Source organism: Methylosinus sp. Ce-a6 (assembly GCF_009811655.1).
Classification (GTDB): domain Bacteria; phylum Pseudomonadota; class Alphaproteobacteria; order Rhizobiales; family Beijerinckiaceae; genus Methylosinus.
In genome coordinates this window covers 30,358-50,293 of record NZ_BGJX01000010.1, presented here as the reverse complement: position 1 = coordinate 50,293, position 19,936 = coordinate 30,358, and the positions used below count along the sequence as shown (strand labels likewise).

The 19,936-nt window shown below is 67.3% G+C and carries 12 protein-coding genes and 1 tRNA gene; 10 read left to right on the top strand and 3 right to left on the bottom strand.

What is annotated here, in order from left to right:
- The first annotated feature begins 294 nt into the window (after nucleotides 1-294).
- The 8 genes from Mspo_RS08830 to Mspo_RS08795 all read left to right on the top strand — a co-directional run bounded on the left by Mspo_RS08830 (nucleotide 295) and on the right by Mspo_RS08795 (nucleotide 13,318).
- Nucleotides 295-2,259, top strand: a complete 1,965-nt coding sequence (locus Mspo_RS08830; protein WP_159728868.1) for an autotransporter assembly complex family protein — start codon at nucleotides 295-297, stop codon at nucleotides 2,257-2,259.
- Nucleotides 2,259-6,026, top strand: coding sequence for a translocation/assembly module TamB domain-containing protein (locus tag Mspo_RS08825; protein ID WP_159728866.1), 3,768 nt, complete (start codon nucleotides 2,259-2,261; stop codon nucleotides 6,024-6,026). Before Mspo_RS08830 ends, Mspo_RS08825 begins: the two co-directional genes overlap by 1 nt.
- A gap of 185 nt (nucleotides 6,027-6,211) precedes the next feature.
- Nucleotides 6,212-7,588: a TldD/PmbA family protein gene (locus Mspo_RS08820; protein ID WP_159728865.1), complete on the top strand. Its 1,377-nt coding sequence runs from the start codon at nucleotides 6,212-6,214 to the stop codon at nucleotides 7,586-7,588.
- Nucleotides 7,585-8,880, top strand: a complete 1,296-nt coding sequence (locus tag Mspo_RS08815; RefSeq protein ID WP_159728863.1) for a TldD/PmbA family protein — start codon at nucleotides 7,585-7,587, stop codon at nucleotides 8,878-8,880. The genes Mspo_RS08820 and Mspo_RS08815 overlap by 4 nt, the downstream gene beginning before the upstream one ends.
- Nucleotides 8,881-8,918: 38 nt before the next feature.
- Nucleotides 8,919-9,443, top strand: a complete 525-nt coding sequence (lspA, locus tag Mspo_RS08810) for a signal peptidase II (protein ID WP_244613260.1) — start codon at nucleotides 8,919-8,921, stop codon at nucleotides 9,441-9,443.
- Nucleotides 9,444-9,581: 138 nt separating this feature from the next.
- On the top strand, nucleotides 9,582-10,196 hold the full coding sequence (locus Mspo_RS08805; RefSeq protein ID WP_159728860.1) for a hypothetical protein: 615 nt from the start codon (nucleotides 9,582-9,584) through the stop codon (nucleotides 10,194-10,196).
- Nucleotides 10,197-10,631: 435 nt separating this feature from the next.
- Nucleotides 10,632-12,020, top strand: coding sequence for a pitrilysin family protein (locus tag Mspo_RS08800; protein ID WP_159728858.1), 1,389 nt, complete (start codon nucleotides 10,632-10,634; stop codon nucleotides 12,018-12,020).
- Between the two features lie 17 nt (nucleotides 12,021-12,037).
- Nucleotides 12,038-13,318, top strand: a complete 1,281-nt coding sequence (locus Mspo_RS08795; protein ID WP_159728856.1) for a pitrilysin family protein — start codon at nucleotides 12,038-12,040, stop codon at nucleotides 13,316-13,318.
- Between the two features lie 936 nt (nucleotides 13,319-14,254).
- On the opposite strand, the gene Mspo_RS08790 is transcribed toward Mspo_RS08795, so the two are convergent.
- Complete coding sequence (locus tag Mspo_RS08790) at nucleotides 14,255-15,691, bottom strand: hypothetical protein (RefSeq protein ID WP_159728854.1); 1,437 nt, start codon at nucleotides 15,689-15,691, stop codon at nucleotides 14,255-14,257.
- Between the two features lie 343 nt (nucleotides 15,692-16,034).
- Between Mspo_RS08790 and Mspo_RS08785 the strand changes: the two genes are divergently transcribed.
- Nucleotides 16,035-16,124: transfer RNA gene (locus Mspo_RS08785), tRNA-Ser, on the top strand.
- 179 nt (nucleotides 16,125-16,303) lie between these two features.
- On the opposite strand, the gene Mspo_RS08780 is transcribed toward Mspo_RS08785, so the two are convergent.
- Entirely contained in the window at nucleotides 16,304-17,197 is an 894-nt protein-coding gene (locus Mspo_RS08780; protein ID WP_159728852.1) for an aldo/keto reductase, read from the bottom strand.
- Between the two features lie 19 nt (nucleotides 17,198-17,216).
- Nucleotides 17,217-18,365 carry an FIST N-terminal domain-containing protein gene (locus Mspo_RS08775; protein ID WP_159728850.1) on the bottom strand — a complete coding sequence of 383 codons (1,149 nt, stop codon included), beginning with the start codon at nucleotides 18,363-18,365 and terminating at the stop codon, nucleotides 17,217-17,219.
- 311 nt (nucleotides 18,366-18,676) lie between these two features.
- Between Mspo_RS08775 and Mspo_RS08770 the strand changes: the two genes are divergently transcribed.
- Complete coding sequence (locus Mspo_RS08770) at nucleotides 18,677-19,936, top strand: NupC/NupG family nucleoside CNT transporter (RefSeq protein ID WP_159728848.1); 1,260 nt, start codon at nucleotides 18,677-18,679, stop codon at nucleotides 19,934-19,936.

The following is a 19,936-nucleotide window of genomic DNA, read 5'->3' as shown; positions in this document are numbered from 1 at the left end:
TGTCCTCCGATCGCGCAGCGAAACTGGCTTGCATTCGCTGAAATGTCACTCCGTGATGGCGTCTAAGTCGAATGACGGAGACGCGGGCATAAAGCGATCTTCCCGCGGCCGCAGCGGATCGGCTCGGCGTTCCACGCTCGATCCGACGCTGAAATGCGCGAAGGCGTCGAAACGTCATCCGAAAAGCGCATCAAGACATATTTAACCATAGGTTGCGTTGTTAAGCTTAACGCGATGGACCGCTTGCAAGGCTCCGCTTATGGTGCGGCAATGTTTGGTTCGGTTCGTTTCGAAGTGAAAATAGCGAAGCGTTTTCTGAGCGCGACGGCGCTCCTCGCGTTCGGCGGCCTGGAGGCGGCGTCTCCTGTCCGAGCCTTCGACCTGTTCGGCCTTTTCGGCGCCGCCGAGGAGGCGCCCGAGCCGAGCCCCGACTCGCTGCCCTATAAAATCGAATTCGCCGGCCTCGACGAGGCGGAGGGTCTCGCCCGCAGCCTCCAGGACGTCTCCAACACATGGCGGCTGCGCCTGCAGGCGCCGCCCAGCGGCGCCGGGCTCGCGCGGCGCGTCGTCGCGGATTTTCCGCGCCTCGCCGAGGCGTTGTGGGCGAGCGGCTATTATGACGCCGAGATAAGGGCGACGATCGTCGGCGTCCCGGTGCGGCCGGACGGCCATGGCGCCGATGTCGCGGCGGCCGCCGCCGAGCGGCTGCGCGGCCAGGCGCTCGCGCCGATCCGCATGGAGATCGTCCCCGGCCCGCTGTTTCGCCTGCGCAAGGTCGCCATTCTCGACGCACGCGACGGCAAGCCGCTCGACGCGGCGCTGCTCACCAAAAAATCGCTGCAGCGCGACGCGGAGGAGCCGGCGCGCGCCGCCGCGCTGCAATCCATGCAGGCGGCCTGGATCGACGCGTTGCGCGCCAATTCCTTTCCGCTCGCCAAGGTCGTCGCGGCGAAGCCGACCATTTCCCATCCCGAAAAGGCGATGGACGTCGTCGTGACCATCGACCCCGGCCCGCGCGCCGGCATAGGCGAAGTGAGGACGAGCGGCTCGCCCGGAATCGATCCGGACGTCATCCGCTCCTTCATCTATCTCGAGGAGGGCGAGCCCTATAGTCCCAAGAAGCTCGCCGATCTGCGCAAATCGATCGGAAGGCTGGAGGCCGTCGGCTCGGTGAAGGCGGAGGACGGCGAGACGCTCGACGCCAACGGCAATCTGCCGATCTTCGTGCAGACGAGCGAGCGCAAGCGCCATGCGGTGGGCGCGGACGCTTTTTTCTCCAATGTCGACGGGCCGGGCCTGCGCGCCTATTGGACCGATCGCAATCTCTTCGGCGGCGCCGAGCGGCTGCGCTTCGATATAGAAGGCGGCCTCGCGCCCTTCGGCAGCTCGGCGAGCTATACGGGCCTATCCTCGATCCGCCTGAACGACGTCATCGGCCGCGCCAAGGCGAGCTTCGTGAAGCCCGCTTTGTTCGGCTCGCGCGAGGATCTTCTGCTCGACGCCGGCGTCGTGCGCGAGAAGACCGATTACTACTGGGCCTATTACGGCGCCGCCTCGGCCTCGATCCGCCATCGCTTCAGCGATTCGGCGTCCGTGCAGGCGGGGCTCGAATTCGAGCGCGGCCACAGCTTCGACGCCTTCGGCCCGCATGATTATTCGCTGCTCGGCTTTCCGCTCTCGGCCAATTACGACGGAACCGACGATCTTCTCGCGCCGACCAACGGCTTTCGCGCCGTCGCCAATGTCACGCCCTATGTGAGGGCTTTCGGCGACAGCGTCGGCATGGCGCAATCGAAGACGCAGATCTCCGGCTACAAGGCGCTGGACGACGACGGCTGGCATGTGCTCGCCGGCCGCGTCGCCGCAGGCTCGATCCTCGGCGCGAGCATAGAGAATATTCCGGCGAGCCATCGTTTCTTCGCCGGCGGCGGCGGCTCGGTGCGCGGCTATCGCTATCGCTCGCTGAGCCCGGACGCCGGCCTCGGCTTCCCCGTCGGCGGGCGCAGCCTGCTCGAGGGCTCCGTCGAAGCGCGCATAAAGGTGACGCGCGAGATCGGAATCGTTCCCTTCTACGACATCGGCTCCGCCTTCTCTTCGCCGGTTCCCGACTTCCGTTCTTCGATGCGTTCCTCGGTCGGCTTGGGCCTGCGCTATTACACGGGGATCGGCCCCATCCGCCTCGATGTCGCGACGCCGCTCGGCCGGCGCCCCGGCGAGAACAGATTTGCGATCTTCATCGGCGTCGGGGAGTCGTTCTGATGCGCTTTCGTCTGCGCCGCATTCTCGTCCACGCCTTCGGCGCGCTGGCGCTGCTCGCCGTCGCCGCAACGCTCGCGCTGCGCATGCAAGCGCGAGAGGGCGGGAGCTTTCTCGCCGATCTCGTCTCGCGCGCCGCCTCCTCGCCCGATATGAAAGTCAATATCGGCGCTTTCGAAGATCCATTGTCGGCGCATCCGCTGCTGCGCGACATCGCCATCGCCGATCGCGACGGCGTTTTCCTGAAGATCGACGAGATCGCCCTCGACTGGTCGCCTTCCGCGCTCTTTGCTCTGCGCGTCGATATAGAGAAGCTCGCCATAGGCGCGATCGACGTCGCCCGCCGTCCGGCGCCCGCGCGCGCCACGACCGAAACCCCGAAAAGCGGCGGCGGCTTCGCTCTGCCGAATATTCCGGTCCGCATCCGCCTCGGCCGGCTGGCGCTCGAGACGCTTGCGCTCGGCGAGCCGGTTCTCGGCGTTGCGGCGACATTCGCCGCGACCGGCGACGCCGCGCTCGACAATGGCGCGCATCTTTCGCTCGATATTCGCCGGCTCGACGCGCCGGGCTCGATCACCGCGAAAGCCGATGTCGCGGCCGACGGCCACAGAATCGCGCTTTCCGTCATCGCGCGGGAGCCGGAGGGCGGCGCCATCGCGCGCCTCGCTGCGCTGCCCGGCCTGCCGCCGGTCGATATTTCGCTCACCGGCGAAGGAACGCTCGATGATTTCGCCGCCCATCTCGCCGCCGAGGCCGGAGAGACGATCGGCGCCGAGGGCGCGGCGCGCCTCATGCGCAAAGACGCGGCGCGGCGGCTCGACTTCGACATGGGGCTCCGCCTCGCCCCGCTGCTTCCCGCCGCCGCCGTCCCGCTCTTTGAAGGAACGACGCAGCTCGCCGGCGCCGCGACTTTGCGCGACGATGGCGCGCTCGAGGCCGATATCGCCATTCGCAGCCGGACGACGTCCGAGGATGCGCCGCGTCCGCTCGATCTTTCCATTGCGCTGAAAGGCGTTCCGAAAGACGAGCGGCTGAGCGCGACGCTGAGCGGAACGCTCGCCGCGCCGGCGCTCGCCGCGCCTGCGCTGGAAAGGCTGCTCGGCCGCCGCCTCGCGCTCGGCGGCGCTCTCGCTTCGCTTCCCGGCGGCGGGTTGCGCTTCGAGGGCCTGTCGTTGCAGGGCGACCATCTCGCCGCAAGAATCGACGGCGCGGCGATGCGCGAAGCGCTCGACGTCGACGCGAAGATCGACATCGCCGATCTTCGTCCCGCCGATCCGCGCCTCTCCGGCCGCGCCGAAATCTCCGTGAAGGCGACGGGCTCCGCCGACAGGCCCAACGCCGATTTCGCGGCGCTGCTCGAAGACGCCCGTCTCGACGGACATGCGATCCGCAAGCTCGCGCTGCACGGCGCCGCGCGCGATCTCACCGGCGCGCTCTCCGCCTCCGCGACGCTCGACGGCGCGATCGACGACGCCCCGGCGCGCGGCAAATTGAATGCGCGCAAGGACGCCGGCTGGACGATCGACAATCTCGATCTCGCGATCGGCCGCGCGACGCTGCGCGGCGCGCTCGCGCTCGATGCGCAGGGCCTCGCCAGCGGCCGCCTTTCTCTCGCCGCGCCGGATCTCGACGATCTCTCGGCGCTCGCTCTGCGCGAGCTCTCGGGCGCGCTGCAGGCGGACATCCGCCTCGACGCTTCACAGGGCGCGCAGAATATGTCGATCGAGGCGCAGGGAACGCGCATTCGCGCCGCCGACGCCGCGATCGAAAGGCTGAGCGCGAAACTCACCGGCCATGATCTCCTGCGTCGGCCGGCGCTCGACGGAAGCGTCGCGATCGATTCGGCCCGCGTCGCCGGCAAGACCATTTCCAGGGCGCGCCTCATCGCCGCGCCCGCCGGCGCCGCCACCTCGCTCGACCTCGCCGTCGATGCGGAGGGTTTCGTGATTGCGAGCCGCGCCGGGCTGACGCCGGGCGAGCGGATGCGGCTCGACATTCGATCGCTCACTGCGCAACGCGCCGGCAAGCGCATCGCCCTCGCCGCGCCGGCCAGCGTCATGCTCGGCGCCGGCGCCGTGGAGCTGAAGGGCCTCGCCTTCGCGCTCGGCGCCGGCCGGCTCGACATAGACGGAACGATCGGCGAGCGGCTCGATCTCACCGCGAGGGCGCGCGCTATTCCGCTCTCCATCGCCTCCATCGCCGACACGAATCTTTCGCTCGACGGCGCGCTGGACGCGGAAGCGCATATTGCTGGCGACAAGAAATCGCCGAGCGGCGATTGGAAGATCAAGATCGCCAAGCTCTCCGCGCCGCAATTGCGCACGAACGGCCTGCCGCCGCTCGACATGGCGGCGCATGGTTCGCTCGCCGGCGCGCGCACGAGCCTCGACGCCGATATAGCGCTCGGCGCCGGCGGACGCTTCGCGATCACCGGCTCTGCGCCGATCGACGCCGCCGGCGCGCTCGATCTCAGAGTGAAGGGAGAGGCCGACGCCAAGCTCGCCGACACCGCGCTCGCCGCCAATGGCCAGAGCTTGCGCGGCAAGGCCAATGTCGATCTGCGCATCGCCGGCTCCGCCTCCGCGCCGGCGCTCGAAGGCGCCGTCACGCTCGTGAACGGCTCTTTCGCCGATCCGCTGAACGGCGTCTATCTCGACCACATAGACGCCAGGCTCGACGGGCGCGGACGCGAGATCGCGATCACGCGTTTGACCGCTCTCACCAAAAATGGCGGGCAAATCGCCGCCACCGGCCATATCGCCGTCGAGCCGCAGGCCGGAATGCCCGGCGCCATTCGCATCAAAGCCAAAAACGCGCAGCTCGCCAGCACCGATCTCGTCTCCGCCACGGCCGATCTCGATCTCGACATGAGCGGCGCTCTGGCGCGTGCGGCAAAGGTGTCCGGCCGCGTGACGCTGACGACGATGGAGGTGAATGTCCCCGATCGCCTGCCCGCCTCCTTCCAGGCGCCGCGCGGCGCGGTCCATATTTCGCCGCGCGATTTCGCCAAAGAGATGCTGGCGCTGGAAGCCAAGGAGAAAGCGCGGGCGGCCAAGCGTGCGCCTTTCGACGCGACGATCGATCTCGCGCTTCTTGCGCGCAATCGCATCTTCGTGCGCGGTCGCGGCATAGACGCGGAATTCGGCGGCGAATTGAAATTGAGCGGATCGATTCAAAAGCCCGCCGTGAACGGCGCTTTCGATCTGCGCCGCGGAAAGCTCCAATTGCTGACGCAGCGCATCGACATCACGCGCGGAAAATTGACCTTCGCCGGCGGCCTCGTCCCGCAGCTCGATTTCTCCGCCGAGACGACGGCGAGCGACGTCACCGCGAAGATCGGCGTCTCGGGGCCGGCGTCGCTGCCGAGCTTTGCCTTCTCCTCGACGCCGGAGCTGCCGCAGGACGAGGTGCTCTCGCGCCTGCTCTTCGCCAAAGCGTCCGGCTCGCTCTCGGCCTTTCAGGCGGTGCAGCTCGCGACCGCCTTGGCGCAATTCTCCGGCGCCGGAACCGGCGTCGACGCATTCGAGAAAATGCGCAAGGCGCTCGGCGTCGATTCGCTCGATCTCGAGGCCGGCGGCTCCAGCGGCCCGACGGTCGGCGCCTCGCGTTATATTTCCGACAATATCAGCGTCGGCGTGCGCACGGGCGCCAAGCCCGAGCAGACCGCGGTCGGCGTCGGCGTCGATGTGACCAAGAATGTGCGGGTGAAGGGCGAGACCCGCGTCGACGGCAAATCCTCGCTCGGCCTCGGCGTCGAATGGGAATATTGAGGACGCGACGCCTCGACGAAGCGCTTCCCTCTCCTTCGTCCTTCGAGATGGCCTTTTCGAGGCCTCCTCAGGATGAAGGAGAGCGTCACTCGATCGCCCCGGCGGCCAATGCGTCGTCATTCCACTCGCGGACCTGTTCCGCTATATTGTTTTCAGAAACATCATTGACCCGAAAGGCCGCGCATATGCTCGACCGTCTCGTCGCGCGCGCGGCGCAATTGCCTGCCTATGGCGAATTGCGCTGGCACGCCAATCATTCGTCACGCATCATGATGCGCAAAGGCGTGCTGCTCGCCAATGGTCGCTCGCGCGACGGCGGCGTCTCGGCGCGCCTCTATCATAACGGCGCCTTCGGCTTCGCCGCCGCGCCCGCCGATGACGAGGCGACGCTCGCCGCCGTCATCGCCGCGGCGAAGGACAATGCCGAATTCGCCGGCGGCGCCGCCGCGACCGGCCCGCTCTCCAGCGCCACCGGTTCCGGAACCTACGATTATCGCAGCGAGCGTCCGCCGCTCTCGGCGGAAGAGCGCGTCGATATCGTGCGACGGCTCGATGAGGCGATCCGCGCCCGCTATCCGGGCCTCGTCAATGTCGATATCGCTTTGTCGAGCCATGCGAGCGAGAAGATTCTCGCCAATAGCGACGGCGCCGCGACCTGTTCCTTCGTGCCGCGCGCGGCGCTCGTCGTCTCCATGAGCGTCGCCGCCAATGACGGAATCGTCGAGCTCTACGACATTCTCGGCGGCTTCGGCGAGATCGAGGATCAATCCTTCGACGCGGAGACGATCGCGCCCTGGCTCGAGGAGCTGCACGAGCATTTGCGGCGCAAGGCCGAGGGCGGCCAATGCGAGGCCGGCGATCACGACGTCGTGCTCGATTCCGCGCTCGCCGGCATTCTCGCCCATGAGGCGATCGGCCATACATGCGAGGCCGATCTCGTGCTCGCGGGCTCGGTCGCCGGCGACAATCTCGGGCGGCAGGTCGCGAGCGAGAAGATCACGCTCGGCGACTATGGCGGACGCGGGCCGGACGGCAAATCCTCCTTCGCCATTCATGTCGACGACGAAGGCACGCCCTGCCGCGACGTGGCGATCATCGAGAATGGCGTGTTGAAGAATTTCCTGCACGATAAGCGCACGGCGCAAATGCTGGGCGCGGAGCCCGCCGGCAACGCCCGCGCTTTCTCCTTCCAGGACGAGCCTTTGGTGCGCATGCGCAACACTTGCATTTTGCCGGGCGCGGACAAGCTCGCCGATATGATCGGCGCGATCGAGCGCGGCTATTATCTGAAGCGCTCCACCAACGGGCAGGCGGACGCGACGAGCGAATTCATGTTCGGCGTCAATTGCGGCTATGAGATTCGCGACGGCAAGCTCGGCCGCGCCATTCGCGACACGACGATCTCCGGCGTCGCCTTCGACATGCTGAAGAGCGTCACCCATGTCGGCGACGATTTCCGCTGGGCGGCGGGCGGCGGCTGGTGCGGCAAGAAGCAGATGATCGCCGTCGGCATGGGCGGCCCGTCGATCAAATGCCGCGTCACTCTGGGAGGACGCGGATGAGCGCTCTTTCGGACGATTTTCTCGATTCGATCCTGGCGCGGGCGAAGGACGCCGGCGCCACGGCGGCGCAGGCGCTCACCCATCGCACGCGCTATTTCGAGATCGAGTTCGATCACCGCAGCGTCGATCTCGTGCGCTCGACGGACAATGAGACGACGACGATCACTCTGTTCCGCGACGGCAAGCGCGGCGGGGCGACGCTGAACGGCCGCCGGCCGGAGGATGTGGAGGCCGCGATCGCCGCCGCGGCGACGGCGGCCGCGGCGGGCGTCGCCGATCCCGCCAATGACATTGCCGACGCGCCCTCGCTGCCGGCGAGCGATCACGGCCCCGCCGCGCCGGATCGCGCCGCCATGCGCGGGCAGGTCGACGAATTTCTGGCGAGCCTGCCGGCGCGCCATCCGCTGCTGCGGCTGCGCGACAGTCTCTACACATTCACCGATCAGGAGACCGAGTTCGCCAATTCGCGCGGGCTGCGACAGCGCGAGCGGCGTGGCCGCCACGGCTTTCGCGCCATGTTCATGGCCAAGGACGGAGCGCTCACCACCTCTTTCAACGCCGTCGGAGCGAGCGCCTTCTCGCCCTTCGCCTCGCTCCAGGAGGCCGCCGGGGTCGGACGGCTGATGGCCGAATGCGAGCGCTCGCTCGAGCGCCGGCCGGTCGCCGGAAAATTCGTCGGCGAGGTGATCGTCACGCCGCACTGCCTGATGGGCCTCATGCCGTCGATCGCCAATGCGCTCGCCGGCCCGGCGCTGCTGGCCGGCTCCTCGCCCTATAAGGACAAGCGCGGCGAGCGCATAGCGAGCCCGCTGTTCTCGCTCGACAACGCCCCGCGTTCCGAGGATTTCTCCGCAGGCGCGGATTTCGACGAGTTCGGCGTGCCGACGCGCGATCTGCCGATCATCGAGGATGGCGTGCTGAAGGATTTCCTCATCGGCTATTTCTTCGCGCGCAAGCTCGGCATGTCGCAGACCGCGGGCGCGCGCAACAGCCGCGTGCGGGGAGGCGAGACGAGCCTCGCCGACATGATCGCCGGCGTGAAGCGCGGAATCCTGTTCTCCCGCTTCTCCGGCGGCGCGCCCAACGACAATCTGGATTTTTCTGGAATCGCCAAAAACTCGTTCTATATCGAGGACGGCGAGGTGAGACACGCCCTGAACGAGACCATGGTGAGCGGGAATTTTCAACAATTGCTGCAAGATATTCACGCCGTGTCGAAAGAGGTCGTGAATTTCGGCGATTGCGCCTATCCTTTCATCGCCGCCTCGGGCGTCACCATTTCGTCGAAATGAGGCCGGGCGCCGGCGCCCGTGGATGGTGGAGATTCGTCTTGTCGCATCGCCTTCGGCTTTCCGGTCCTCGAACCTTCGGCCTCGCGGCGGTCGGTCTCGCCCTGGCGCTGGACCAGGCGCATAAATTCTGGATGCTGCACGTCTTCGACATCGGCCTGCGGCAGCCGATCCATCTCACCTCCTTTCTCGACCTCGTGCTGTCGTGGAATTTCGGCGTCTCCTATTCGCTGCTCTCCTCGCAGTCGCAGCCGGCGCGCGCGCTGCTGGTGGCGTTCCAACTGTCGATCGCGGGTTGCCTCGCCTATTGGCTGTGGCGGGCGCCGCGCCGGCTGACGGCGGCTGGGCTCGGCCTCGTCGTCGGCGGCGCGCTCGGCAATGTCGCGGATCGGCTGACGCGCGGCGCAGTGGCGGATTTCTTCTTCTTTCACACGGCTTTGCCGGTGGGGCCGCTGGCCAATTACGTGTTCAATGTCGCCGATGCGGCGATTTTTCTCGGCGTCGTGCTGCTGCTGCTCGAGAGCTTCCGCGCCAACTCCCCACGGCCGTCGCCGGCGGCCGGATAGCCCGTAAAGACGATTTCGGCTGGCCCGAAGCCTCGCGCGCCTCTAAAATGCCGTCAAGCGGGCCGTTACAATGCGGCTCTTCGGCATTGCGCGCGCTTCGCCAGGGAGGCCGCGCCCGTGGAAGGGAGTTTTAAGGCGATGAAACGGGCGACAGCCTCTCTGCGTCGGGCGCCGGCATGCGTCGGGCTCGCGCTCGTCATCCTCGGCGGCGCGGGCGTCGCGCCGGCCGCGGCCTATGACGACAAGTCGACGATCTCCTCTGTGCTCGGCTTCATCGGCGTCAATTCCGACGATGAGGAGAATCGGAAGATCGTCTTCCGCGAGCATCCCAAGCTCGTCGTGCCGCCCAATCGGCAGGCGCTTCCGTCGCCGCAGGCGGAGGCCGCGCGGCCCGCCTCCTGGCCGGTCGATCAGGAGGTCGCGAGGCGCAAGGGCCTGGCGCCGGCGCGCCAGCCCGGCCTCAACGAAAATCCCAATGTCGCGGGCGCCGATGGCGAGCACAATGGCCCGCGCAAATGTCTCGTCGCCGCCTCCGACGGCCATTGCACGATCATGACCGATGCGGACGAGCCGGGCGCGGGCGGCACGAAGACGCGCGGCGCGGGCGAGTCCTCGACGCGCTCCTATCTGACGGAGCCGCCGGCCGCCTATCGCCAGCACGTCGCCGGCGGCAAGGGCGCCAAGGAAGAGGAACCGAAGACCGACTGGGCCAATCCGGTCGGCATGATCGGCAAGCTTTTCGGCGGCTCGTGAGCATTTGCGGCCATCGAGCTCGGCGGCTCCGCTTCCAGCGGCGGCGCTGGCTCCTTTCATTCGGCCATTGTCGGCGACGTCGATCGGCTGCGGCCTCCAGCCGAGCTCGGGCGGACGAATGTCGGCTTTGACCGCGCCGAGCGAGCAGGCCTCGGCCGCCTGATCGCGCTCGACGCCGCGACGCGGAGCGCCCCCTGGGCCCGGGCCGACGCGGCGCCTGACATACATCTCATTCGCGCTTATATAGATCGAATGCTTCCGTCGGAGCGCCCGGAGCGACCGTGGCCCGAGCGGCGCGGACGTCTTGGCGCCGATTTCTCTTGGACCGTCTTGGACAGTCTCGAACCGTTCTCTCTCGAACCGCTCCCTCTCGGACCGCGCTCTCGGCCGAAACGCGCGGCCGAGAGCCGACAGCTTTAGCGAGGAAAGATCGAAATGCCGATGACACAGCCGGGGGCCGAGGCGATCGCGGCCGACCACGCCGCGAACACCGCCGCCGCCAAGGCCGCCGCAGGCGCCGCGAAAGCCGAGAACGCGGCCGCGGGCGTCATTCATTCTCGTCTCGCCAACGGGCTGGAAATCGTCGTCATCCCCGACCGCCGCGCGCCGGTCGTCACCCATATGATCTGGTATCGCAACGGCTCGGCCGACGATCCGGTCGGCAAGTCGGGAATCGCGCATTTTCTCGAGCATTTGATGTTCAAGGGCACGCACGCCCATCCGCAGGGCGAGTTCTCCAATCTCGTCTCGGAGCTCGGCGGCCAGGAGAACGCCTTCACCAGCTATGACTACACGGCCTATTTCCAGCGCATCGGCAAGGAGCATCTCGGCACGCTGATGGAGTTCGAGGCCGACCGCATGATCAATCTCGTCCTCTCGGACGAAGTGGTGGGGCCGGAGCGCGAGGTGGTGCTCGAGGAGCGTCGCATGCGCACGGAGAACGACCCTTCCGCCCAGCTCGACGAGGCGGTGCAGGCGGCGCTGTTCCCGCACCATCCTTATGGCACGCCGATCATCGGCTGGGGCCATGAGATCGAGACGCTCGGCCGCGAGGACGCGCTCCATTATTATCGTCGCTTCTATACGCCCGAGAACGCCGTCCTCATCGTCGCCGGCGACATCGATTTCGAGACGGCGCGCGACCTCGCCGAGAAGTCCTATGGACGCATTCCCGCGCGCGACGACGCCCCCTCGCGCCGGCGCCCGCGCGAGCCGGAGCCGCGCGCCCATCGGCTGGTGACGCTCGCCGACGAGAAAGTCGAGCAGCCGACGCAGGAGCGCGTCTTCCTCGTCCCCTCCTATACGACCGCCGCGCCCGGCGAGGCGGAGACGCTCGAAGTGCTCGCCCATGTGCTGGGCGGCGGTCCCTCCAGCGTGCTCTATGACCAGCTGGTGGTGGAGCAGAAGGTCGCGGTCAACGCCGGCGCCTATTACATGGGCTCGGCTCTGGACGACACCCGCTTCTGGGTCTACGCCACGCCGGCGCCGGGCGTCTCGCTGGAGCGGCTCGATGACGCCATCGGCGCGGCGCTGGACAAGTTCGCGGCTTCCGAGATCGCCGAGGCCGATCTGAAACGCGCCAAGAACCGGCTCGTCGCCGAGGCGGTCTATGCGCAGGACAGCCAGGTCTCGCTCGCCCGCTGGTATGGCGAATCGCTGGCGACAGGGCTTTCCGTCGAGGACGTCGCCGCCTGGCCGGAGCGCATCGACGCGGTGACCGCCGCGGATCTTACGGCCGCGGCCCGCAAATGGCTGCAGAAGCGCCGCGCCGTCACCGGCTTCCTGCAGCCGGAAGGCGAGGACCAAGCCGGACTCGCAGCCTGAAATCGGAGCTCAACCGCATGACAGCCCACGCCATCGCGCCCGCGCGGACCCGCGCCGAGACCATTCAGCGCGTCGTCACGCCCGGCGGGATCGAGGCCTGGCTCGTCGAGAGCTACGCCGTCCCGCTCATCGCGCTGGAATTCGCCATGCGCGGCGGCGCGGCGCAGGAGCCGGCGGACAAGGCCGGCCTCGCCACGCTGCTCGCCGGCCTGCTCGACGAGGGCGCCGGCCCCTATGACGCGCGCGCCTTTCATCGCGCCATCGAGGATCTGGCGATCCGGCTCGGCTTCGGCTGCGACCGGGACACGATCTCCGGCCATATGCAGACGCTCGCCCGCAACCGCGACGAGGCTTTCGAGCTCTTGCGTCTCGCCGTCTGCGAGCCGCGGCTCGAAACCCAGGCGATCGACCGGGTGCGCGGGCAGATCGCCGCCGGGCTGAAGCGCGACGCCAACGACCCGGACGCGCTGGTCGCCAAGGCGTTTCGCGAGGCGGCGTTTCCGAATCATCCCTATGGGCGGCCGGTGCGCGGCGATCTCGAATCGCTCGAGCGGCTCGCGCGCGACGACCTCGAGGCGCTGCGCGGGCGGCTGCTGGCAAGGGACAATCTCGTCATCGCCGTCGTCGGCGCGATCGACGCGGCGACGCTCGCGGCCAAGCTCGACGCGACCTTCGGCGCGCTGCCGCGCGCGGGTCGGCTCGACAGCGTGGCCGAGATCGACATTCACGCGCTCGGCCAGCGCCGCATCGTCGACCTCGACGTGCCGCAATCGACGATCCGCTTCGGCCGGCCCGGCCTGCAGCGCAAAGATCCGGATTATTTCGGCGCCGTGGTGATCAATCACATCCTCGGCGGCGGCGTGTTCACGGCGCGGCTCTTCAACGAGGTGCGCGAGAAGCGCGGCCTCGCCTATTCGGTCTATTCCCACCTCAACGAATATGACCGCTGCGCCATGCTGGTCGGCGGCGCCGCGACCAAGAACGAGCGCGCCCGCGAGTCGCTCGAGGTGATCCAGCGGCAATTCGCCGAGCTCGCGGCCGAGGGCCCGACCGCGGACGAGCTCGACAAGGCGAAGAAATATCTGACCGGCTCCTATGCGCTGCGCTTCGACACTTCGACGAAGATCGCCGGCCAGCTGGTCAATCTCCAGCTCGACGATTTCGAGCCGTCCTATCTCGACGAGCGCAACGGGCGGATCGACGCGGTGACGCTCGACGACGCGCGGCGCGTGGCCAAGCGCCTGCTGGGCAATGGCGAGCTTCTGGTGTCGGTCGCCGGACGGCCGCAGGGTCTTTGAGAGACTTTCCTTGTTTCATTGAACCATGGAAAGACTCCAGGCTTCTGTTTTTGACGCGTTTCCAACGCCGAACCGGCCTCCACTTCGGCGGGAGACGCTCTCGAGCGCTTTTTGCTCGAAGGAATCGTTCGAGCGGCCAGAATTCGTTCCAAATGGAAAATTCGACCAGTCTCCGATCCAAAAGGATCGGAGACTGGTCTTTAAGCGTTTTTCGGGAAAGAACATATGAATTCAGGCAGTTCTCGGGCGCATTCGGAAATGATTTGTCCGAATGCGCCCGAGCCTCTCGGCCGCCGCAACAAGTGTAGACAGCGGCTCCTTCCCTAGAAATCGGCAATGTTCTGAAAAGAAAAACGGGCGCCGCGGCAAGCGGCGCCCGACGGATCGTCATGAAAAAGGGGTCCGGCCGACGCCGAACCCCTGCGCCGTTTCAAATTCCGTCGGGGAATAATTGATCCACTATCGATCGACTACGCATCTTCTTTAACCCGTCGCCGCTGCAAAAGAAACAACCTAATATAGATCGGCAGAAGAAAGACGATGCATGTGTCTGGCAGGCAACACTAGTAATTATACTATAGGATAATTACGTTGGGTAATGCCACTCGGTATCAATACGGTTTCCGGGTGACTGTTCGGCGCATTTCCTTCCCTCCCAGCTCGCAGGGAGAGGGGCGGGGTGAGGAGCCGAGGGCTCGAGCCACGGCGGAAAATGTCAAGCCCTTCATTCTCGCCTTCTCCCCGCTAGCGGGGAGAAGGCGCTGACGCCCTACAAAGCGATCGCCCGGAAGAGAATCTTTGCTTTCACCGGCTCGCGGCAGTCGAGAAACGCCTCCTCGCATCCATGCCTCGCCCTCCGCTAACCAATTGGTCTCGGGACTGTAATTCTGCCTGCCCCAGAGAGACGGACGAGTGACGCCGCCGGTTGTGTCCCCGTTATCCACAGACCTCGGCGGCGAGCGGCAGAGAGAGCTCGAAGGCCGCGCCGCCGTGCGTCCTCGAAGAGAAGCGACCGTGATGGGCCTCGACGATGGCGCGCGAAAAGGTCGGGTCCGCGCCTTCGTCCGGTCCGCCATCGCCCAACCGTGACGCGGCGGGAGGGTCCGCCGAAACGGCGCCGGCCGTACGGATATCTACGGCGATCTCGTCGCCGCTGCTCGAGGTGACGACGATCAGGCCGGGGCGAGACGAGGCGCTCGCCGCCTCCGCGGCCCTGCGCAGCAGGTCGACCAGCACGTTCTCGATCTGCGACCGATCGCCACAGACGAGATCGCGCTCCGCCCGGAGCCGCAACTCGGCGTGGACGGAAGTTTCGGCGCGGCGACTGACCGTCTTCCAGGCGTCGCCGATCAATTCATGCAGCGCGAGCCGCCTCGGCTGCGGTTCTTCGCCATGAGCGAGAGCGTCGCGCCATTCCCCGACGAGCCGCGCGGCGCGGTTCAATTGGGCGCCGGCGCGGTCCATCGCGCCCAAGAGCGCTTCCGCGCGCCCGCAGCCGCCGAGCGTGGCGTGACGCCGAGCCGCCTGAAGATAGGCGGTCGCCGCCGTCAGCGGCTGATTGATCTCGTGAGCGAGGCCGACCGCCCAACGCTCGATCGACGTCGATCGATCCGCATAGGGGCGCGGCGGCTCCTGCGCCGCGCCGAGGTCCAGCGCGTAAGCGAAACCCTGCGCGCAGGCTTCGTCGCGGGCGACGAAACGCAGCCGCAGCCGCGAGCGCCCGCCGTCCTTGCGGATGAACTGCGCTTCGACGAAGCGGGCGTCGCCCGACGCGCAGAGCCGGTCGAGCGTGAGGCGGTCATCGGGGGCTCCGAGATGGATCGACTTCCGCCAGTCGATCCGCCCGGCGTCGAGATCGTCGCGCCCATAGCCGACCATTCGGAGAAACTCATCGTCGGCGTCCGTCACGCCGCCGCGGGCGTCCCAACGGAAGGCGCCGACGAGGCCGCCCTCGCGCAGCGCTCGCAGCCATGCCTCCTCCTTCGAGCCCTCGCTGCGCGTCGGCTCGCGGGGGCGGGCGCCCGAGAGGCCGGCGACGACCATCGCCGTCAACAGCGCGGGACCGAGGCTGACGGCGAAGCTCGCCCAATTGGGGGCGTTGAAAGACGCGAAGAAGAAATGCGCGAGCAGCCCCGAGGCGAACGCCGCGGCAACCGCCGAGACGCCGCCGAGAAGAGCCGCGAACTGCGCGGCCGCGTAAAAGGCCGCCCAAGAGAGCTGTTCGCCCAAGGGCGCTTCGAGGCCGATGTGCGTCAGCGCCCCGAGCGCGCCGAGCGCTGCGCCGAATAGAACGCGCCTTCGCTCGAAGAGCTCACGCCATCCGACAGTGTGTCGCGAAAGGGCGCAGAACCCGGCGACGAGGCTGGAGCTCATACGCCGCGACGCCCCCGCGTCCTTTGAAAAAGTCCTCGTGCTCGGCACAAGCAATTTTCCAAAAATCATCTAGTGCGACCCGAAGACTGGCGCAGAAGCCGCGCTTTGGCAATCATCGAGAAGCGGGACGAGCAACCGCCGCCACGGCTGGAACCGCACAATGCGCCTGTTTCTCGGGCGATCCACGACCTCGGTCCGAGTCGGTGGACGTCGACCGGTTCGCCCCGCGGCCCGCATGTCGGCGCCTCTTTCGCCGATCGCGCCGCGTCAGCCTTGATCGGCGAGGCGAACGCGTGTTATGGGGCGCAATGCCGCAGCGAGGCTCGACCTCGCTATGCCGTCTGGAGAGGTGGCTGAGTGGTTGAAAGCACCGCACTCGAAATGCGGCATACGGGCAACTGTATCGGGGGTTCGAATCCCTCCCTCTCCGCCATCTTTTCGCTCACGGCCGCTTCGCTTCGCTCGACGCCTCCGCGGAGGCGGCCCCTCCCGGGCGATCGCGCCGTCGCGCTCCTGGCTCGGCGTTCGAACTTAATCAGAACTCTCCGCCATTCTTGGGTTCGCGCCAGCCGCCATGCCGAGCGCGCAGGCTCCGAGCTCGAACAGCCGTTCTCACCCTTCCCCCGGCCGAGAGACCAGAAGAGCGTCCAGCGTCGCGCATTCCTCTGAGCTCAAGCGAAAGTCGAAAATCGCCAGATCCTCGAGCATGTGATCTTTCGCCGACGTGCCGGTCAGACAGAGAATGTCCTGCTGCGTCAGAAAGCGGAAGAACAGCTGAGCCGGGGTTCGCTCGTGTTTTTCGGCCAGCGCGACGAGATCCGGCTGCGCCAGGACCTCGGGATTGGCGGTCAGCGTCCAGAAGCTCTGATAGACGACCCCATTGTCCCGGCAAAAGGCGCGAATGTCGCGGTCATAGCCGGTCTTGGCGTAGAAGCGGTTCTGCAGCACGGCGGGCTTGACGCGGGCGTTCTTCCATAGACGCTCCAGCCGGTCCCGCTCATAGCAATTGCTGATCCCCAATTGGCGCAGGCCGCCTTCGTCATGGAGGCGCTCCATCGCCCGCCACGCCGCCAACGTGTCCTCGTCCTCCGGATAGGGGGAATGGAGCACCAGAGCGTCGAGACGATCCGTGCGCAGATTGCGGAGCGACGCCTCGAAGGACTGTCGCACCTGCTCGCCGACGCTCGCCTCGGCGTCATAGGGGATATTTTCGGGGTCCTGTCCGCGCAAGGGCGTGAATTTGGTCTGCAGATAGATTTCCGCGCGCGTCAGTCCCGCGGCCAGCGCCCGCCCCAGCCCTTCGCCGACGCCCGCCTCGTCGTAATGCTTGGGCTGGCAGGCGGTGTCGATCCCGCGAAAGCCCATGCGCAGCGCCAGCTCCACGAGCCCCGCTGTGCGCTCCTTCTTCCAGGCCGCGCCATAGATGATGCGGGGCATGGCCACCCCATAGGCCGAGACGATCCGGCTCGGGTCTTCGGCGTAACGCACGGCCGGCTCTGCAGTCATCTCGGCGCTTTCCTCATTCTCAGGCTCCGGCGAAGACCGTCAGCACGCCGGTATAGCCGTAGAGATGGTGGCGGGCGATCTCCCCGCCCGCGAAAAAGCCGACCAGGGGCGCCTCGCCCAACGCCTCGTGAACCATGCGGAACTCCGCGTGAGGCTCGCCGAAATGCGGCCCGCCGCGCCCCGAGCAGCTGATATACAGCGCGCCGCGTATGCCGCCGGCCGCTTCCGCCTGGGTCCGCACCTCCGCGACGATGCGCAGAAGATCGTGCTTGGCGGCTTCCGCATTGCGCTTGCAGAAGGCGAGCCGCATGCCGTCCTTGATCTGCTCCGCGATCATGAGCAGCCCGCCCTTGCGGCCGACGCCGATGATATGGCGCACTTCCGTATTGGTCCCGAATTGGCCCGGGCGGGCGGAGGCGTCCTCGCCTGCGGCGACGAGGCCGGCCAGCGTCTGGGCGAGCTCGGCGCGCAGCTCCGCGTCGCCGACATCGAGGGTGAGGCCCAGATCCTCGACAACGCAATCGAGCGCGCGCTTCTCGTCCAGCGTCACGAGGTAATTGGCCTGCGCCCGCGTGATGGCGCGCTGCGGCCCGATCGGCTGGCAGCCTTGCGTCACTCGCGAGACGATCGGCGCATCGGCGCCGAAGGCGACGCCGGAGAGCCCTCCCGGCAGAACCTCGTCCGCGAAGCAGAGGGGCTGATTGCGCGCCGAGGAGAGGCCGCCGAACAAATAGCCGGTGGCGATCCCGGCGCTGAGCGATTCGAGCTTCGCCTGCAGGTCCGGGGTCCCGCCGCTGGCGTGGACCAGAGCGGTGTAGGGCGCAAAGCCCTTTCCGCCGGCGGGCAGATGCTCCGGCGCGGAAAAGAGCTCGAAAGAGCCGGGAGGGAGATCGGCGAGCATGAGCGCCATGCCCGGCTCGTCGAAATATTCGACCGCCCCGGCGCCGATTCCGACGCCGACCGCGCCTGCCCAATGCACGCCGGGCAGAAGCTGCCGCAGCGCCGATAGAATGCTCGCCGCCGCCTGGGTGTGATAGTCGGTGAGATAGCACCAGCCGAGATTGGGCGCGGGCGCGCCTTTCAACCTGTTCTCGATCTGCTCCCGGCAGGAGGCGAGGGCGGCCCGCCAATCGGCGCCCCCGGCATGGGCGTGAATGAACTTGCTCATGATCTCGTCCCCCGAACCGAAGCCTCGCGCCGGCGCCACTATGCGTTTAGCAACGCGCGTGCCGGCCGCGCCGAGAGCGAGGAGCAGGGGCGCTTTCGCGCGCAGGCGCTCCAGCGATCGGGAGGCCGACTTCGTCGTCGATTTCCATGCGTCTCTGGGAAGGATCGCGGAACGTCGCTCGCGCGCGCCTCTGGCCGTCGAATTTGCATTGCGTTCTCGCCGGCCGAGCGCATAGAGCCTCGCCCGACAGCAATGGGGCTCTCGCCGAAACTCCTCGCCGAAGCCTTCTCATCGGAGATCCGAGGCGTTTCATGGCGGATATCGCTCGCTCCTCGCTCGCTTTCCTCTGCTTGTTCCTGCTCGCCGTCGCCGTGAGCGAAGATCGGCGACGCATTCCCTGGCGCGTCGTTTTCGGCGGTCTGGCGTTGCAATTCGCGGCGGCGCTGATCCTTGTTTATTTTCCGCCGGCGAAACAGGCGGTGCTGCTCGCCAATGACGCCGCCGACGCCTTGCAGACGGCGACCGAGGCGGGATCTGGCTTCGTCTTCGGCTATCTCGGCGGCGCCCCGGCGCCCTTCGAGGAGAAGGCGCCCGGCGCCGGCTTCATCCTCGCCTTCAAGGCGCTTCCCATGGTGCTGACGATCTCGGCGCTCGCCTCGCTTCTTTTCTATTGGGGCGCGTTGCAGCGCGTCGCCGGCGCCTTCGCCTGGGCGCTGCAGCGCTCCATGGGCCTTTCCGGCGCGCTGGCGCTCGGCGCCGCCGTTCACATTTTCGTGGGCATGATCGAGGCGCCGCTGCTGGTCCGCCCCTATCTCGAGCGCATGCAGCGCGGCGAGTTATTCGCGCTGATGAGCTGCGGAATGGCCGGCGTCGCCGGCACGGTGATGGTCATCTATGCGGGATTTCTCGCGCCCTTTATCCCGGACGCGCTCGGCCACATCCTCGTCGCCTCGGTGATCGCGACGCCGGCGGCGATCGCCGTCGCCGCCGTCATGTCGCCTTGGGACATCTACAAGGAAAACGCCGAAGCGCGGCTCGTCGTGGAGAATCCGCCTGCCGGGGCTTTCGACGCCGTCGTCAAGGGCGTCGCCGACGGCGTCGGCCCGCTCGTCGGCATCGTCAGCGTGTTGCTGACGACGATCGCGCTGGTGACGCTCGTCAATATGGCGCTCTCCCATCTGCCGCCGATCGGCGGCGAGACGCCGAGCCTGCAGCTCGCTTTCGCCTATGCGTTTCGTCCCGTCGTGTGGCTGATCGGCGTTCCTTGGGGCGAGACGCAGGCGGCCGCCTCGCTGATGGCGACGAAGACGGTGGTCAATGAATTTGTCGCCTATCGCGACATGAGCGGCCTTCCCGACGAGGCGCTGTCGCCGAGGAGCCGGCTGATCCTCACCTACGCCCTGTGCGGCTTCGCCAATTTCGGCAGCATGGGCATTCTGGTCGGCGGGCTGAATGCGATGCTGCCGGGCCGGCGCGCGGAAATCACGCGTCTCGGCCTGCGCTCCATCCTTTCGGGCACGCTCGCCACCTGCATGAGCGCCACGCTCGCCGGGCTGCTCTACGGCGGCTGA

Bases quoted from the DNA above. Each gene is read 5' to 3' on its own strand.
- Mspo_RS08825 (WP_159728866.1), top strand. From the start codon at position 2,259: ATGCGCTTTCGTCTGCGCCGCATTCTCGTCCACGCCTTCGGCGCGCTG.
- Mspo_RS08820 (WP_159728865.1), top strand. From the start codon at position 6,212: ATGCTCGACCGTCTCGTCGCGCGCGCGGCGCAATTGCCTGCCTATGGC.
- Mspo_RS08815 (WP_159728863.1), top strand. From the start codon at position 7,585: ATGAGCGCTCTTTCGGACGATTTTCTCGATTCGATCCTGGCGCGGGCG.
- Mspo_RS08805 (WP_159728860.1), top strand. From the start codon at position 9,582: ATGAAACGGGCGACAGCCTCTCTGCGTCGGGCGCCGGCATGCGTCGGG.
- Mspo_RS08800 (WP_159728858.1), top strand. From the start codon at position 10,632: ATGCCGATGACACAGCCGGGGGCCGAGGCGATCGCGGCCGACCACGCC.
- Mspo_RS08795 (WP_159728856.1), top strand. From the start codon at position 12,038: ATGACAGCCCACGCCATCGCGCCCGCGCGGACCCGCGCCGAGACCATT.
- Mspo_RS08790 (WP_159728854.1), bottom strand. From the start codon at position 15,691: ATGAGCTCCAGCCTCGTCGCCGGGTTCTGCGCCCTTTCGCGACACACT.
- Mspo_RS08780 (WP_159728852.1), bottom strand. From the start codon at position 17,197: ATGACTGCAGAGCCGGCCGTGCGTTACGCCGAAGACCCGAGCCGGATC.
- Mspo_RS08775 (WP_159728850.1), bottom strand. From the start codon at position 18,365: ATGAGCAAGTTCATTCACGCCCATGCCGGGGGCGCCGATTGGCGGGCC.
- Mspo_RS08770 (WP_159728848.1), top strand. From the start codon at position 18,677: ATGGCGGATATCGCTCGCTCCTCGCTCGCTTTCCTCTGCTTGTTCCTG.